Annotated in this window: 15 protein-coding genes; 1 reads left to right on the forward strand and 14 read right to left on the reverse strand. The window is 33.9% G+C overall.

The features are described from left to right. Positions 1-6 precede the first annotated feature (6 nt). The 7 genes from BHU72_RS12225 to surE form a co-directional block, all read right to left on the reverse strand. Positions 7-831: a DnaD domain-containing protein gene (locus BHU72_RS12225; RefSeq protein WP_069702912.1), complete on the reverse strand. Its 825-nt coding sequence runs from the start codon at positions 829-831 to the stop codon at positions 7-9. A gap of 211 nt (positions 832-1,042) precedes the next feature. After that, positions 1,043-2,224: a pyridoxal phosphate-dependent aminotransferase gene (locus tag BHU72_RS12230; protein ID WP_069702913.1), complete on the reverse strand. Its 1,182-nt coding sequence runs from the start codon at positions 2,222-2,224 to the stop codon at positions 1,043-1,045. Between the two features lie 29 nt (positions 2,225-2,253). Then, the gene (locus tag BHU72_RS12235; protein ID WP_069702914.1) at positions 2,254-3,453 is read right to left on the reverse strand and encodes an acetate/propionate family kinase; all 1,200 of its coding nucleotides are present in this window, start codon (positions 3,451-3,453) and stop codon (positions 2,254-2,256) included. Between the two features lie 181 nt (positions 3,454-3,634). Continuing rightward, a complete protein-coding gene (locus tag BHU72_RS12240; protein WP_069702943.1) occupies positions 3,635-5,110 on the reverse strand; it encodes an AAA family ATPase in 1,476 nt (491 codons plus the stop codon). A 15-nt stretch (positions 5,111-5,125) separates the two neighbouring features. Next, entirely contained in the window at positions 5,126-5,620 is a 495-nt protein-coding gene (locus tag BHU72_RS12245) for a hypothetical protein (RefSeq protein WP_069702915.1), read from the reverse strand. Positions 5,621-5,767: 147 nt separating this feature from the next. Then, positions 5,768-6,490, reverse strand: a complete 723-nt coding sequence (locus BHU72_RS12250; RefSeq protein ID WP_069702916.1) for a hypothetical protein — start codon at positions 6,488-6,490, stop codon at positions 5,768-5,770. A 61-nt stretch (positions 6,491-6,551) separates the two neighbouring features. Next, entirely contained in the window at positions 6,552-7,316 is a 765-nt protein-coding gene (gene surE / locus BHU72_RS12255; RefSeq protein WP_069702917.1) for a 5'/3'-nucleotidase SurE, read from the reverse strand. Positions 7,317-7,537: 221 nt separating this feature from the next. Here surE and BHU72_RS15925 point away from each other — a divergent pair, with 221 nt between their 5' ends. Beyond that, complete coding sequence (locus BHU72_RS15925) at positions 7,538-7,711, forward strand: alpha/beta-type small acid-soluble spore protein (protein ID WP_176720477.1); 174 nt, start codon at positions 7,538-7,540, stop codon at positions 7,709-7,711. A 76-nt stretch (positions 7,712-7,787) separates the two neighbouring features. Here BHU72_RS15925 and BHU72_RS12260 read toward each other — a convergent pair whose 3' ends face one another. From BHU72_RS12260 to BHU72_RS12290, 7 genes are all read right to left on the reverse strand, one after another. Continuing rightward, positions 7,788-9,098: an amidohydrolase gene (locus BHU72_RS12260; RefSeq protein ID WP_245671900.1), complete on the reverse strand. Its 1,311-nt coding sequence runs from the start codon at positions 9,096-9,098 to the stop codon at positions 7,788-7,790. Beyond that, a complete protein-coding gene (locus BHU72_RS12265; protein WP_069702918.1) occupies positions 9,099-9,770 on the reverse strand; it encodes a class II aldolase/adducin family protein in 672 nt (223 codons plus the stop codon). Positions 9,771-9,799: 29 nt separating this feature from the next. After that, entirely contained in the window at positions 9,800-10,831 is a 1,032-nt protein-coding gene (gene mtnA / locus BHU72_RS12270) for an S-methyl-5-thioribose-1-phosphate isomerase (RefSeq protein WP_069702919.1), read from the reverse strand. A gap of 15 nt (positions 10,832-10,846) precedes the next feature. Next, positions 10,847-11,647 carry an S-methyl-5'-thioadenosine phosphorylase gene (gene mtnP, locus BHU72_RS12275; protein WP_245671901.1) on the reverse strand — a complete coding sequence of 267 codons (801 nt, stop codon included), beginning with the start codon at positions 11,645-11,647 and terminating at the stop codon, positions 10,847-10,849. A gap of 194 nt (positions 11,648-11,841) precedes the next feature. Then, positions 11,842-12,726 carry a ComEC/Rec2 family competence protein gene (locus tag BHU72_RS12280; RefSeq protein ID WP_069702920.1) on the reverse strand — a complete coding sequence of 295 codons (885 nt, stop codon included), beginning with the start codon at positions 12,724-12,726 and terminating at the stop codon, positions 11,842-11,844. A 48-nt stretch (positions 12,727-12,774) separates the two neighbouring features. Then, on the reverse strand, positions 12,775-15,426 hold the full coding sequence (locus BHU72_RS12285; protein ID WP_069702921.1) for a helicase C-terminal domain-containing protein: 2,652 nt from the start codon (positions 15,424-15,426) through the stop codon (positions 12,775-12,777). Between the two features lie 194 nt (positions 15,427-15,620). After that, a complete protein-coding gene (locus tag BHU72_RS12290; RefSeq protein WP_069702922.1) occupies positions 15,621-17,027 on the reverse strand; it encodes a tetratricopeptide repeat protein in 1,407 nt (468 codons plus the stop codon). Positions 17,028-17,068: the final 41 nt, after the last annotated feature.

Genomic DNA, 17,068 nt, shown 5'->3' on the forward strand with positions numbered 1-17,068 from the left:
AACAGCTCACCTACCCTCTTTTGAATCTATGTCTAACCAGTACCAGAGTTCTTTATCCTTATCATGATTGGTACTACGTTTACTTTCCGCTTGATTTTGCTGTTTAGTATTCTTTCTTTCCATGAAGATTTGCTGATCTGCTTGTGCCTCATGTATAGAACGAATATTTTTCTTCTTCCATTCAAAAAGAATTCTATCAATATACAGCATATTAAATTTACCGATTAGAACAGCTTGTCTTAAAGCTTCTGTAATTAATTCTTTATGAAACTGATCTTCCTGAATCCATTTTACGATTCTCTCATATTCCATTGGTGATAAAGGTCTACCAAATTCTTTTTGAAAGATTGTAAAAAGATCTTGCTCTTCATGCTCTTTTAACAAATCTAAACTCGACATATCACGATTCTCTTTTTTAGCATGACTTTCCAAATAGATGCGTTCTATTTGCTCCATCCAGCCTTCTTCTTTAAGCCACAGTCCACTTAATTGATCAAATAGTGGTTGAGTATTATATACTTCATAATGCATGTCGGTAATATCATCTTTACTTTCATCAATTTTTAAATAACCGCCGTTGATTAATCGTTGTAACATACTCATAATTTGCGATTCGTTTGCTGTCATTCTATTTTTCAAATCTTCTAAACTTGGAAATAGCTCGTCCTCAAGTTTTTGGAAATGAACAATATGAAGAATAAACATGACTTCCTGCTCGTTTAAGCCAAGTTTTTTGTAGTATTTTAATAAGGCGCTAGGTACAGGAATATCGTTATATTCCCAACAACTTTTTATGATTCTCTTAATAACACTTTGGGTTTTTCTTTTCATCGATGTAACTCCTCTTTATAAAAACAAAACAACTTTTCTATTACTTCAAGTATATCAGCCAGCTAAAATAATTCCAGTGGAAATATAATTCTAAGAAAGAAAAAGAAGTGAAAGTAAAAACAATATGACTAGAAAGGGCTCTAGCCATATTGTTCATTAACATACTCGATTTAATAAATATTGAAACTACAATTGTGGTAAATATAAAATACTACTTATTTGATGCTTCTACGTATTCCTTAATTCTTTGGATACCAGCTTCAATATTTTTCATACTTGTTGCGTACGATAGGCGAATATGAATGTCAGAACCAAAAGCAGATCCTGGAATAACCGCAACATTTGCTTCTTCTAATAACTTTGCAGCCCATGCATCTGCAGTTTTCACATCATCAGTTAAAAGTTCTTGTACGTTAGCATATGCATAAAAAGCACCAGTAGGCATTGCGCAAGAAATACCATCGATTTGATTCAATAAATCAACCATAGCTTTTCTGCGTTTATCAAACTCTAGAACCATCTCATTTAGCGGTTCTTGGGTTCCAGTAATGGCTTCTAATGTAGCCCATTGAGCCATTGTAGTGGGATTGGATGTGCTATGGCTTGATAAGTCAATAATCGCATTAATTATTTCCTTATCACCTGCTACATAACCAATTCTCCAGCCAGTCATGGAATATGGTTTTGATACACCGTTTACTACTAATGTTCGTTTGAATATTTCATCATTTAGGCTTGCAATGCTTACGTGCTCCGTTCCGTCATAGACAAGCTTTTCATATATTTCATCAGAAATAACTAATATATCCTTCTCTACACAAACTGCTGCAATTGCTTCTAATTCCTCTTTAGAGTATACAGTTCCAGAAGGATTACTTGGCGAATTAAGAATTAATGCTTTTGTTTTATCAGTAATAGATGCACCTAGTTGCTCAGCAGTAATTTTAAACAGATTAGATTCTATCCCCTCCACATAAACGGGAACAGCTGAAGCTAGTTTTACTTGCTCAGGGTAACTCACCCAGAAAGGAATCGGTATAATTACCTCATCACCAGGATTACAAATGACTTGAAAAATGTTATACAAAGCATGTTTCGCACCACTACATACACATACATTAGCAACTTCATATTGTAAATTATTGTCTGCTTTAAGTTTCGCACAAATTGCCTTGCGTAACTCTGGTAACCCGGCAGCAGGAGTGTACTTTGTTTGACCATCTTTCATTGATTGATAAGCAACTTCAATGATATGTTCAGGTGTGTTATAATCTGGCTCCCCAGCTCCAAAACTAATAACATTGATTCCTTGCTGCTTTAATTCCTTCGCTTTTGCCGTGATTGCTAATGTAGTTGATGGCGTTAGTGTCTCTACACGCTTAGAAAGTTTCATTGTTATCCTCCCAGTGACATTTATATATTTTATGAACTAACGATTCTCTGTGTATCTCTTGCGATTACAAGTTCCTCATTAGTCGGTATTACTAAAACCTTCACTTTAGAGTTTGGTGTGCTAACCATCCTTGCCGATTTAGAGAAAATTTCATTTGCTTGTGAATCCAACTCTACTCCTAAGTATGTAAGATTTTCGCAAATTTTCTTCCGTAAAATCGGAGAGTTCTCCCCAACACCTGCAGTGAATATAAGAACATCTACCCCATTCATGGCGGCAGCATAAGCACCAATGTATTTTCGAATTCTATACTCATACATATCAAATGCTAATGTTGCATTTTCATTGCCATTTAATAATCCTTCTTCAATTTCTCTCATATCACTACTAATTCCAGAGATACCTATAAGACCACTATGTTTATTTAGCATAGAATTAATGTCTTGTAATGTATACTCCTCTTTATTCATTATATACAAAACAGCCGCTGGGTCAATATCTCCTGAACGAGTTCCCATCATTAATCCTTCCAATGGTGTCATGCCCATAGAAGTATCAAGAGACTTCCCATCTAAGATAGCGGTGACGCTTCCGCCATTACCAATATGACAAGAAATGATTTTTGAGCTTTCAAGTGGAATATTAAGGATTTCTAAAGCTTTTTCGGATACGTATTTATGGGAAGTACCGTGGAACCCATATCTTCGAACTTTATATTTTTTGTATAGCTGCATTGGTATTGGATATAGAAACGCTTTCTTTGGCATGGTCTGATGAAAAGCTGTGTCAAATACAGCTACTTGTGGTGTATCAGGCATAGATTCTCGTGCAGCTTCGATCCCTAATATGTTTGCCGGATTATGTAATGGAGCAAGATCAATGCATTCTGTGATAGTGTTCATGACTTCTGGTGTAATTAAAACTGAAGCAGAAAAATCCTCCCCTCCATGGACAATCCTGTGTCCAACGGCGGATATTTCAGAAAAATCTTGAATTACTCCTGCTTGCTTGCTTCTTAGTACTTCTAATACCTCAAGAATTGCAGTCTTATGCTCAAGGATTTGTTTTACTTGTTTAATCTTTTCTTTACCTGCTGGCTCATGTGTTAATATCGCATCTTCCATACCGATTCTTTCTACTCTTCCACTTGCTAAAACAGATTCATCCTGCATATTAAATACTTGATATTTTAAAGATGAGCTTCCACAGTTTAGTACTAATAATTTCACCCAAGACACCCCTTATTAATTATTTTTATTTGTATTATCAGCTTATAGCAGTAATATTATCACATAAAAATCAGATTGTAATTTTTCAAATATGGTAAGAATTCCTTAGTAATGACTATTAAATAATAACAGAGCTAGTTTTTGAGTACTAACTCTGTTTTACTAAATATTTCATTCTGTTTTATTGTTTATATTTTGAAATTAAATCTCGCAAGTCGTCTCCGTCAAGTGATTCTAACTCCATAATTTTTTTAAATATACCTGTTATTACATTCCTACGTTTCTGTATCAGCAGCGTAGTTCGCTCTTCAAGGTTTTTAATTATGGAATTTATTTCATCATTAATCTCTTTTTTATTCAGTTTCTCATCAATAATACCTATTGAAGATAAACCTGAGTTAATGATTTTTTTGGACAGATCGACTGCTTTTTGAAAATCATTTTGCGCCCCAGTACTTTTACTACCTAAAAATTCTAGCTCGGCGACCGAGCCAGCAAGAGCAATCATAATTTGCTTTTCAATCATTTCTCTTGTGTATAAATAGTGATCTTCTTGTTGTGAATGCCGAACATACCCTAATGCTCCACCCCTAGGGGTTATTGAAATATAGTCAACAGTACCTGGATTTACTTCTTCAGATATTATAGCATGTCCTAATTCATGATACGCGATGCGCTCTAATTCCTTAATAGAAGCTTTGCGATCGGTTTTCTCCCCCATAAGTACCTTATCAATCGCTTCTGAAATATGGTCTTTGGTAATCGTATCCTTATCATCTCGCAAAGATAATATACTAGCTTCGTTTAGTAAGCTTTCTAATTCTGCTCCAGAAAACCCAAACGTTTTGGATACGATATATTCTATCGTCACCTCTGAATCAATAGGTTTATTCTTAGCATGGATCTTGATAATCTGAGCGCGACCTTCACGATCTGGCAAATCAACGATAACTTTTCTGTCAAATCTACCAGGACGAAGTAACGCTGGGTCTAGAATATCGACTCGGTTTGTTGCTGCTATGATAAGAATCTGGACAGAATCGTGTTCTTTCAAACCATCCATTTCGGTTAATAACTGATTCAGTGTCTGATCATATTCTTTGTTGCCCATTCCTGATTCTCTTTTTTGTCCAATTACATCAATTTCATCAATAAAGATGATTGCGCTAGATTTTTGTTCTCTTTCAGCAATCTTATACGCACTATTAAAAAGATCGCGGATTCTTTTCGCGCCCATCCCTACATACATTTCTACAAATTCCGAACCACTTGCAGCTAAAAATACAGAGTTAGTAAAATTCGCCGAGGCTTTCGCTAATAACGTCTTACCTGTTCCAGGAGGACCCACTAACATAAGGCCTTTTAACGGTCTTATACCTATTTTTTTATAGCTTTTAGCATTTATAATAAAATCTAAAGCTTCTTTTAATTCCCTTTTTGCGCGTTTTTGACCACCTATATCGTCAAAATTGGATTCAGTATTTTTTATTCGATAATCTTGCTTCGTGAAGTTCGCAAAACCATCCTTAGTATAAATATAAAATAACACTCCGCTAATGATGATGAAAAATAACAATAATGGAGTAACATTGACACCAATAATGATAAGAAAAATAAAAACTGCAGGAATAATTCCGATAATTATCTCTTTTGTCATTTTACCACCCAATCATTATACTCTTGGAATTAGCTCATAAAGATAATTATCTCCATTTTTAAGATTTAAATAGATAAATTTTTCATCTATTTCTACTTTCATTACAAATGTTGTGTTCTTATCTTGGTTCAATGCCTGTAATAATGTGTATTGCTTTGTCTCGATTGCTTCAAATAATTGAAAGCTTATATCATTTAAATACGTTGTAAGCAATTCATCTCTATTGTCTTTCAGCGTAATCACAAAGGCTTGGTTAGAAAGATGTTCATTTAATGCCGTGTGAATAGCGTTGTAATCTTCCATAAATTGTTCGGACTTCATAGTAACTATAATGTTTTTACTTTTTCTCGTGACATTTATTTCGTAACTTTCTATGCCTCCCATAGTATCTAAAACTTTCTCAATCGGTTGTATCACAAGATAATGTTGATGTGCATAAAAACCCAATGTTAAAGTAGCTGTTGTAACAATAAAGGATATAAGAATTAAATAAATACGCATCTTCTTCATGCTACCCCTACCCTTCTAATTTACCTGACCATCTAAGTGTATAAACAAATATATAAATGACGTATAGATAAAATTATAGCATAATATATGTTTAGAAAGTTTGTCCAAAATATAGAAGCATAATTAAGATAAATATTCATTACGTTTTTAATTAAATTGCTCTGCTATTATTTTATCTTGGGTTGGAAGCCAAGCATACTGTATAATTTCCACAAAATTATTGGCGGTATCTGTAATTACAATTGAGAATTCTTCTAGATTGCTATGGATTTTAGAGAATTTATAAATAAAGTGTATTTTATATTGTGATGATTGATAATCAATTGGTTCTTGAGTTATATGTAAGTTTGAAAATGTATCGCTCGGGATTGTTTGTAGATAATAAACCTCACTTGGTAAATCATAACTCTCAGTAATCTGCAAATTCAAAGCGTTACGTATATGATGTACAGGGTTTATTTCACCGGGATTAAATTCGATTGGTATCCATTGTTCAATACTTTTCATATAGTATTCTTTGTTATTTTTTAGTATCGTCCAAGCGTCGTCTGTAGGCTTTAAGAGCAACATCGTTTGATATGTATATATAATATAGTTAGGATTTCTCTTAGTTTTTAATAATGGCAAGAAATCATGAATTTTATCAACATTGGGTATCTCATATTCTTTTATTGTTACTTCTAAGTGCATGGTTTCATTTTTAATGGTTCTTTGGAGGAATTTTAAAAATTCACTACTATTATCAAATGGATTTGTTAATTGATTCGAGGTATTGGGAGGGAAAAGAATGAACCATATTAATATGGCAGAAAGCGTGACGAAGAAAATTGTTAACACTATATTTCTTAAATAAAGGTTATAGTTATTCATATGCTCCTCCCCCTTGTCTACATTCTATGCAGGAAAGCAGGAGCAATATGATTGTTCTATCTTATAGATGAAAATTCGATTGTTTCATTCGTTCAAGATCTTTATGACTGGTAAAGTCAAAATGCAAAGGTGTAATACTCACATAATAATTATCGACTGCGTGTACATCAGTATCCAATGTATTAGTAAGTTCCATTAAATCTCCAGCTAACCAATAATACGATTTTCCTCTAGGGTCTGAACGATGTTCGTAGAAGTTAGTATATTTTCTAATACCTAGTTTTGTAAATTTCACACCTTTGATGTCTTGGCTATTTAATGGAGGTATATTGATATTTACAACTGTTTTTTTTGAAAGGAAATCTGTTTCCAATAACTGCAGTAGTATAGTCATTACAATATCTGATGCTTTTTCAAAGTTAAAATCATCGTGACCACCAAGAGATATAGCAATGCTAGGTACTTCTTGAACAACACCCTCAATAGCACCCGCAATAGTTCCTGAGTATAAAACATCTAATCCTAAATTTGGGCCCGCATTAATTCCGCTAATCACTAAATCCGGTTTATCATCTAATAATGTACTAACACCTAATTTCACACAATCTGCAGGTGTCCCATCCACATGGTACGCCTTTACACCATCTGAAAACCCATGAAATTTAGTTACTCTTAAAGGATCATGAATGGTGATGGCATGACCTGTTGCGCTTTTTTCACGGTCTGGAGCTATGACAAAAACGGTAGCAACTCGTTTCAGCTTATTTACTAGGTGTAATATACCTTCAGCATAAATTCCATCATCATTCGTAACTAAAATATTCATGTATTCCTCCTATTTTAACATTGTATATTTTTCCTAATATTATAATAAATTACGTAAATTTTATCACAAAAAAAATAAAAATGCCCTAATTGTACTATAAATAAGGACATTTCAATAAAAGCATAGATGTATGTTCTGTTTATTCTGCCTGAATATGTTAGACATAAACATAAAGTATCATGCCATACTATGAATGCACCTTTAGAGGAGGTGAAGTTGCAATGGCAAGAATGACAAACAAAATGTTCCAAGTTTCAAAGGACGTAATAGAGAACTTCCAATTCGAAGTCGCTGAGGAATTGGGAATGGCTCCAAAGGTCCGATGTGAGAAATGGGCATGCATTTCTCATTGCGATGATTCAGAAGATATCGTAATGATAAGAAGTTCTTTTTAATTAGTATGATTTTCTATTGGTAATTCTATTCAAAATTTCTTCCTACAACAATTTCTGTTAAGCGGCTGAGAAGCCGCTATTTTTTTAACTCCGCGATGATACGTTGTGCAATTTCTTCACATTTATTAAATACTTTGACGGTATCCATATGTAATTCACGATTTTTCAGCAATTGTTTGCCAGCAACCCAGACGTGCGATATATCTCTAGAATTTGCAGAATATACAATATGTGATACTAAATCAAATTTGGGATAATAGTGGGCATATTCAGTATCAAATGCAATAATATCTGCTTGTTTCCCCTCTATTATAGTGCCTACTTGTTGATCGATTCGAAGTGTTTTGGCACCTTCTATCGTAGCTATTTCTAAAGCTGTTCGAGCAGGAATTGCCAAAGGATCAAAACTAGCCCCTTTGTGAATTAACGCTGTTAACCTCAATTCTTCTAACATGTCTAAGTTGTTGTTACTTGATGCACCATCAGTTCCAATACTAACAGTTAGCCCCTCTTGTAATAATTTCGGGATGGGAGCAATTCCACTGGCTAATTTTAAATTGCTACCAGGATTGTGACAAATTTTTACGTCATATTTTTTGAAAATTTCTATATCATTATCACTTAAGTGTACGCAATGTGCTGCTATTGTTGGTCTAGTAAACACCCCTACCTTTTCCAGATGCTCTACTGGACTCATACCGTATTGATTATAACAATCCTCCACTTCCTTCTTCGTTTCAGAAATGTGGATTTGGAGTGGTGTATCTAACTCATTAGCAAGGGCTATAACTCTATCTAAAAACTCTGGCGGGCATGTATATGGAGCGTGGGGACCTAATGTACATGTAATACGTCCTTCGGATTTATTATGCCATTTTTTAATAAAATCTTTACTTTCTTGCAAAGCAATATCTTTATTAGGTGAGAAACCAATTAACCCTCTGGATAAGCAAGCACGTATTCCTGTCTCCTCAACAGCTTTAGCTACATGTTCCATAGAGAAGTACATATCAGCAAAGCAAGTAGTGCCAGATTGTATCATCTCAATTACAGCCAATTTAGTGCCCCAATATATATCATCATCGGATAATTGACCTTCAAATGGCCAAATTTTCGTTTCTAGCCATTCTTGTAGTGGCAAATCATCTCCATAACCTCTTAATAAAGTCATTGCCGCATGACCATGTGTATTTACAAAACCAGGCATAATGACTTTACCAGATAAATCGATGCACTCATAATTATTATTCTTATATTCTTGTATTTCATCAGACGATAATTTCTTAACTTTCCTAATGATCTGTCCTTCTATGATAATATCAAGTAGTTCTGGCTTCCAATTTTTTTCCATCGTTAATACTAAACCATTGTAAAGTAATTGATTCACTTAGCTCTCCCCTTTCATATCTAATTTACTGTATTGATTTAAATAAGCATCCCTCATGATACTCACATCATGTTCATCTAAAATATGTGGTTTTCCAATGGATCGAGCAATTGAATAGATTTGTGCAGCTTTTTCAACTACTAAACATACCTTAAAAGCCTCGTGTACCGTTCGACCTATTCCTACAAATCCATGATTTGCAAGCAATACTCCATATTGATTTTGAATCGATTGTACGACCCCTTCCGCTAATTCACTACTTCCTGGAAGATAGTATGGAGCAACAGGTACGAATCCCCCAGCAATTTGTATCATATCCTCTATGATTGGCGGGATTGGCTCGCGAATAACAGAGAATGCGCTAGCATAAACGCTATGTGTATGCATAACACCATGTACATCTGGGCGGTTTTTTAACAATGCGATATGTAAGGCCTTTTCAGAAGAGGCCTGATATTTACCTTCTATATGTTGACCTTGCATATCAATGACAGGCAAGTCTTGTGGCGTAAGATTTTTATAATCGATTCCAGATGGTGTAACTACAATTAGATTATCCTCTTCTACCCTGGCACTTACATTTCCCCAAGTTGAAGCAACTAACTTGCTATGGACCATATCCATAGCAGATTCGTAAACAGCCTTTTGAGCTTGTGCAATTGTTCTATACATTTAACTCATTACCCCTAAAATCATAAGTTTTAAAAAAATGAACTCATTGTTTCTTTCGACGGTTTATGAATAATGCCTTTTTCCGTTATAATTGCTGTAATATTCTGATGAGGAGTTACATCAAATGCTGGGTGGTAAGCAACTGCATCTTTTGGAGCAATAAACGTATCATATACTTTAATGACTTCTTCAGTACCCCGCTCTTCAATTTCGATTTCATCACCAGAATCAATTTGTAAATCGATAGTAGAAATTGGAGCTGCTACATAAAACGGTATGTTATGTTCTTTGGCAAGAACTGATAAAGAATATGTACCAATCTTATTCGCTACGTCGCCGTTTGCTGCAACACGATCAGCACCGACAATTACACAGTGGACTTTCCCTTGCTTCATCAGAAAACCGGCCATGTTATCAGTTACTAAAGTCACTGGAATGTTATCTTTCATTAATTCGAATGTCGTTAATCTTGATCCTTGTAAATATGGACGAGTTTCACCAGCGTAAACATGAATGTTCTTGTTTTGTTCGTGGGCTGAGCGAATGACACCTAAAGCAGTACCATAATCAACTGTCGCTAATGCACCGGCATTACAATGGGTGTATATTTGAGCTCCTTCAGGAATTAAGGTAGCTCCATAGGCACCCATTTTTTTGTTAATTTGAACATCATCTTCTGCTATCGTTTCTGCTTCTCTTACGATTTTCTCCACTAACTCAGGTACAGTAAAATTATCTTTATTCAGTTCAAGAAGATTTCTCATGCGCTGGATCGCCCAGAATAAATTTACTGCGGTAGGTCGTGTGTTCGCAAGAATTTTTGCAGCATTATCTATTTTCTCCAAAAATTCATCTTTTTCCAAATTTCTATATTTTAGTGCAGCTAGTGCTAATCCAAACGCTGCTGTTGCGCCTATTGCTGGTGCTCCTCGAACAATCATATTTTTGATTGCTAAGGCAACATCTTCATAGTCACTATACTCAATCCATTCTTCTTTATTTGGTAGTAAAAGCTGATTGATCAGCTTTAATCTTCTATTTTCCCATAACATAGGACGCATATTTAAACCCCCTGATTAAAATTTTCCTAATTCAGCAGCTGCATATTGGCAATTGCAATCTCTAATAAGATCTTCATTTTCAATCATGTAGAAAAATAATTCTCTTATTCCTTTGATATTATTTGCCATAACTTCCGAAACTTCTTTATGTGTTAATGGATGCTGCGATATCCCAGCACCATAATTGGTTACCATTGCAACAGTAGCATAGCATAATTCCTTTTCACGAGCTAATATTACTTCAGGAACATTGGTCATACCTACCACATCGCAATTCCAATTCGCATATAATGAAATCTCTGCTGGGGTCTCAAATCTAGGACCCTCAGTACAGATATAGGTACCGCGCTTATGAAAGTTTAAATTCAATTGTTGAGAAGCTTGTATTAAACGATCTCTCAGCTTGGGACAGTATGGGTTTGTTAGATCGATATGTGCCACACCGTCATCCCCATCGAAAAAAGTATAATTCCTTCTTTTCGTAAAATCAACGAACTGATCTAAAATCACAAAATCGCCAGGCCTATAATCTAGCCTAAGTGACCCAACTGCAGCAGTAGCGAGGATTTTTTTTGCGTTAATCTTATGTATTGCTTCTATATTCGCGCGATAATTTACTTTATGTGGTGGTGTATGATGTTCTTTCCCGTGCCTTGCAATAAATGCAACTTTTTTATTAGCGTACGAACCGTGAATGACATTTACACATCCATATTTCGTATTTAGCAATTCCTCTTTGGTATCTATCAGAAGCTCCGGATCATAAACCCCGGTACCACCTATGATTGCAATATCCGCTTGAATTTTTATTTCCAATAAAATCAACTCCTTAAGTTCAACTTAAACAAAACTTGGCATACGCCAAGTCCTTAAGACGTAGGTGAATGCCTTAGTTGCCGTTACTTATAATCAGAATTTTTATAAATTCTGATTATGCAAAAAAACCTAGGCAAATGCCTAGGTTCATTAAATCAATCCAAAATAAAAAAGTCAAGCTAGTGAATTATACTCTAATAGGCAGTAATATGAGTTTTTACATCATATTTAGCACCATCAGATGTTATAAGAATTGTGCCTTTCACATCATTTTGATACACATCAATCCAAGATTCTGTCAGTCGTTCTAATACTCCATAGGATGGTCTATTATTATCTTCACGATCCCCACCAAGGATAATAGCTACTTGAGGATTTACTGTTTTAATAAACTCATCACTACAAGTAAGGCTCTGTCCATGATTCCCAACTTTTAAGATATGGGCTTTTATATGTTTAGGATATTTTTTTATCAATTCTTCTTCCGTTTCAAAATTACCATCAGACATATGAAGATAGGTAATTTCATTATGCCTAATGGAAAGTACTAATGGATTTTCAAAATATGCGACAATCTCTACTTGATCTTCAATATGTATCTTTTTCCCATCTGACATTGTGATTACATTGCTCATTTTACTTATTGTCTGTTTTACATTATCTTCCATTCCTTCAGTCATAGATTTAGATATAAATAGATTTTTTATTGCAATTTTTTTTGCGAGTTCTGGTAAAGCTCCACTATGATCAATTTCATTTGTAGTAATAAACAAAAAATCAATGGTCGTTATACCAAGTTCTTGAAGAATAAATGATAATTTATTAAAACTCTCTACATTCCCAACATCTATAAGTATTACCTGATTTGTCGGAGTAAGCATGATTGTGGATTCACCTCTACCTAAATCGAGATAATAGCTTTTGAAACTCTTTTCATTGGGTGTATCTTCAGAATCCTTTTTCGTATATCTTTCAATGTACTTCTCTTGCTTTGTAACGGGCAGGCTCATCCAAGTGAAGGAGGATAACATAAATGTAACCATTGATAATATAATCGTAAAATACCAAAATCGAGACATAGTAATCCTTCCTCTTTTTATTTATATGTAATTACTATGCCTCTAAAGTTACTTCCATTCATGGATTTCCTGAATAATATCATTTTGTGGAGCTATTTTAATTCTTGGTTGAGGTAATGATTGAATAAAATACTTACCATAGTTACTATCGATAATTCTACGATCATAAATGATTACAATTCCTTTGTCTGATTTCGATCGAATTAGACGTCCAAACCCTTGTTTAAAACGAATGATTGCTTCAGGTACCGAGTACTCCATAAACGAGTTTTTCTTCTGTTTTTCAAGTAGTTCCGTCCGTGCTTCTATAACAGGAAGATTAGGAGGCCAAAAAGGAAGTTTGATAATACAAACGCACGTTAAGTTATCACCTGGAATATCGATTCCTTCCCAAAATGAATTCGCTCCTAATAATACAGCGTGATCGATTTCTTGAAAGCTATTTATCAATTGTGATCGATTTTTGCTGTCAATGTTTTGTCCTAGCAACTTAATAGTTGTTTCTGAAAGCAGGTCTTTTAGTTGATAGTAGACAGTGCTAAGCATTTTATTAGATGTAAATAAAATTAATGCACGACCATGATTTGCTTGAATCACTTCTGCTAATGACTGACTAACATATTGACAAAACTCGTCTTCCATTTTTAAAGATGGTAAGTCTGAAGGTATATATAATATACTTTGTTTTTGATAATCAAAAGGTGAAGTTAATGCTAATGTTAATAATCGATCGTCTGCAAAATCTTCAGTTAAACCAAAGCGCTTAATTGAATATTTGAATGATTCGCGAATTGCTAAAGTGGCGGATGTCATTATACAGCTTTTTTTGTGTGTAAATATGTGTTCTTTGAGTAATGAACCTATATCTATAGGTACTGCATGTAACGTGACTTGGAAATAGTTTGCTCTCGTTTCGCTTTCTATCCAGTATACATAATCTAAATTTTCTTCAGCAAAAAAGAATAGTAATTGTTCTTCAAGTGCTTGGAATTGTTTTTTCTGCGACAAAATATCTTTAACGTATTCATCTAATTTCCTATCTAAATCCTCTAACCGTAATAAAAGGTCATCTAGGTTTTTAAAAGTTTGCTTCATTGCTTTAGATACCAGCTGGAAATCGTCTAGTATATTTTGAAACGTAATTTTGGCTTTATGGTGCTGGCGTATACGGATCGTAATATTATCATTGCTATGGGCAGAATTTAGGGTTTTAATCCATACTATGATTTCTTGAAAGAGATGATCAATATATTCTTTTGCTTGAAATAGCTGTTGAGTAAAGTTATATAGAAGTTTCTGGAATTCATCTACTTCATCATTACCCTGATTACTTAGCAGCTTTATATATTCAGTAGCTTTTGGAATAGCACCAGTTCGTTCATCTTTGTATAAATAAGAAAAAATATTTTTGTACTGCTGATAAGAAAGGTTAATACCTAGGTGTTTCCCTGCTTCATCTTCTATATGGTGAGCCTCATCAAAGATAATATAATCATAAGGTGGTAGGATTTGGTGTTCCATTTTAATGTCAGTAAAAACCATTGCATGATTTGTAATTACTATATTCGCAAAATGTGCTTTTACCTTTGCCCGATGGTAATAGCAGTAAGAGAACCATAGGCATTTTTTATTCAAGCAGGTCTCGGTGTCACTTACTAAAGTAGACATATGATTGGCCGAATCAGAAGCTAGTTCCTCAATATCTCCAGTACTTGTCTCAGTAAGCCAGATTAAAATCTTTGCTAATAAAGTAAATTTCGATTGGTCATATATGTTGTGGTCGTAAAAGCTATGATTGAATTTTCTTAAACAAAGATAGTTAGCCCTACCTTTTAGTATACTAACCGTAAAATCATGGGAATATAGGTTTTTAAGTACTGGAATATCACGAGTAAAAATCTGTCTCTGTAATGGAATAGTGTGCGTTGAAATGATAACTTTTTCCTGGCTTTGCAACGAGAAGTTAAGTGCTGGAATCAGATATGCCAATGTCTTGCCAGTACCGGTCCCAGCTTCAATCATTGCATGCTTATTCTCTGTTAATGCTTTATAAACCAAATGAAACATTTCTTGTTGCTGTGGTCTTGTTTCATATTCATTAAAAATTTCCTTAGAATTCTCTAGAGTGCTTAAATGAACATTGGAATGCAAAGACAAATTTTGCTCATTATGAAATGATAACTCGTATTTCGTAAAGATATATTGATGATATGCAACAAGATTTGATGACAAAGAATCTGCACCTAACTGTTGTAATTTCATCTCTTCTACTTGAAATAAGAAGTGACTTAAAAATGAATGACTATTTCTTTTATATAATTCCTGTAGCCTTTGAATTATTAATAAAGGTGTCTCCTCTATCTTTACTTGTAATTCAGTATAAAGATCGACTAAGTCTTTAAATACTGGTATAGAGGTAGGTATTTCGCAAGAAGGAAAGAAAATTGCAGAAAGCTCTTGTAAATCTAAATACGAACCTGTAAATTCGCCGTAACCAGCTGCGGTCAATAAAGAATTTAAACAACTCATTTGGTTATGATTTAACAATACAAGATTATATTGATACAACAGCGGAAGTATTCCATTGATTTCCTGTTCATCTATTGCTTTCACTTCACATGATTCACTGGAATCTATAAGACAATATTCAAAAGACTGATTCGGTTTTAAATAAATACATATATGGTTATACCTGCTCATGGTTAACTCCTTAAACATTCATTATATGTATCATAAAGAAAACTTGGCATTCGTCAAGCCTTTGGCGAGAGAATGCCTTAGTTACACTGACGCATTAACACAGCAGTTTACTGCTGATGTGTTGCTATTGCACAGCTATACTGTCGACATCAAAATATATACTTCTGATAGTATAACAAAAAACCTACAGTTTTTTAACTGCAGGTTTTCATTACTTTTCTATGGATGATTTTATTTAACACTTGGATATAGAAAGAAGATTCAATAATTTTTGGTGAGTAATTGAGTGATGCTTTGAAGCTATTTAAAGATTTCTTATAGTCTTTCCGTTCTAACCATAAGCAACCTAAATGATAGGCTAGAATTCCTAAGTAATTTTTTTCCTTGTTTTGTTGCAATCCATCAATTAAATATTGATAAGCTCTATCATATTGATGTTGTAGTGTATATGCTTTTGACAGCCCAATCAAAGCAAAAAATTTTGGTTGTTCATGGTTATATAAAAGTTGAAATGTTTTTTCTGCTAAAAGACTTTCTCCACTTTGTAAATAAATCCATCCGAGGGTAAATGCATATGTTTTATTTTCTGGATCTAAAGTAATTGCTTTTAATATTTTCATTTTCGCTATATTATATTGCTCTTTAAAAATTGATAACCATGCTATCCGATATTGAATTTGTGAGTCTAATGGATGCAAATCCGCTAATTGTAAATATAGTTGATTTGCCATTTCTAATTGATTTGTAAGCTCATAAGCCTTCCCTAACGACAAACCTACTACGGTCTTTAAAGAAAGATCATAACTTCTTTTAAGGTGGTAAATTGCTTGTTTAAAATCTAATGTATATAAGTAACATTTTCCAAGTAAAAAACCGATTTCCCAATCGTTTTGATTCGATTCAAGTCCTTGCATAAAAATAGGAATCGCTGCAGTATATTTCTTTCGATTATAATGAGTCGCCCCTAAATTAAAATATGCATTTTTGAAATCAGGCGCATTTTCTACGACTTGTTCAAAGTACTTTTGTGATAAATCATATTGCTTTGTTTGTGCATATAAACAACCTATCGCGTGATTTGTTAAAGCGAAGTATGGGTCATGGGGTTCAGAGAATAATAAAGCCTTTTTCAATTCCTGTTCAGCTTCTTTCTCTTTTCCGATACTCATATAAGAAATTCCCAGATACACACGCGCCATAATAAAATTCGGATCTTGTTCGACGGTTTGTTTGAAGTAAGGAACACTGTTTTCGAACATTAACAAATCAAAGTAGCCAAGTCCTTTGCGGAACTTTGCCACTGAATCTTCATCAGCCATCCAGTACACAGTATTTGTATTTGTTGCTGATAATTTTGTTTCATTGAGTTCCTTAGAACCATCTTGATTTTGTTTATGATTCGTTAATTTATATTCATTATTTAAGATTTCAACATACTCTTGTAAAATCATCCATTGTTTATATATATCGTCTCCTTCTTTTAAAATCATTGATATTTCATCATTAAGTTGTATTTTTTCTTCTACGGAAGCTGTATCCAAACTCTCATGGATCTGAACAAGCTTTTCGAATAAATCATCGAAATAGTAGTTAGAGGACAAAAAAATCACCCCACATCATTTTTCATCAGTTTTTGTATGTG

Source organism: Desulfuribacillus stibiiarsenatis, from assembly GCF_001742305.1.
Lineage (GTDB): Bacteria > Bacillota > Bacilli > Desulfuribacillales > Desulfuribacillaceae > Desulfuribacillus_A > Desulfuribacillus_A stibiiarsenatis.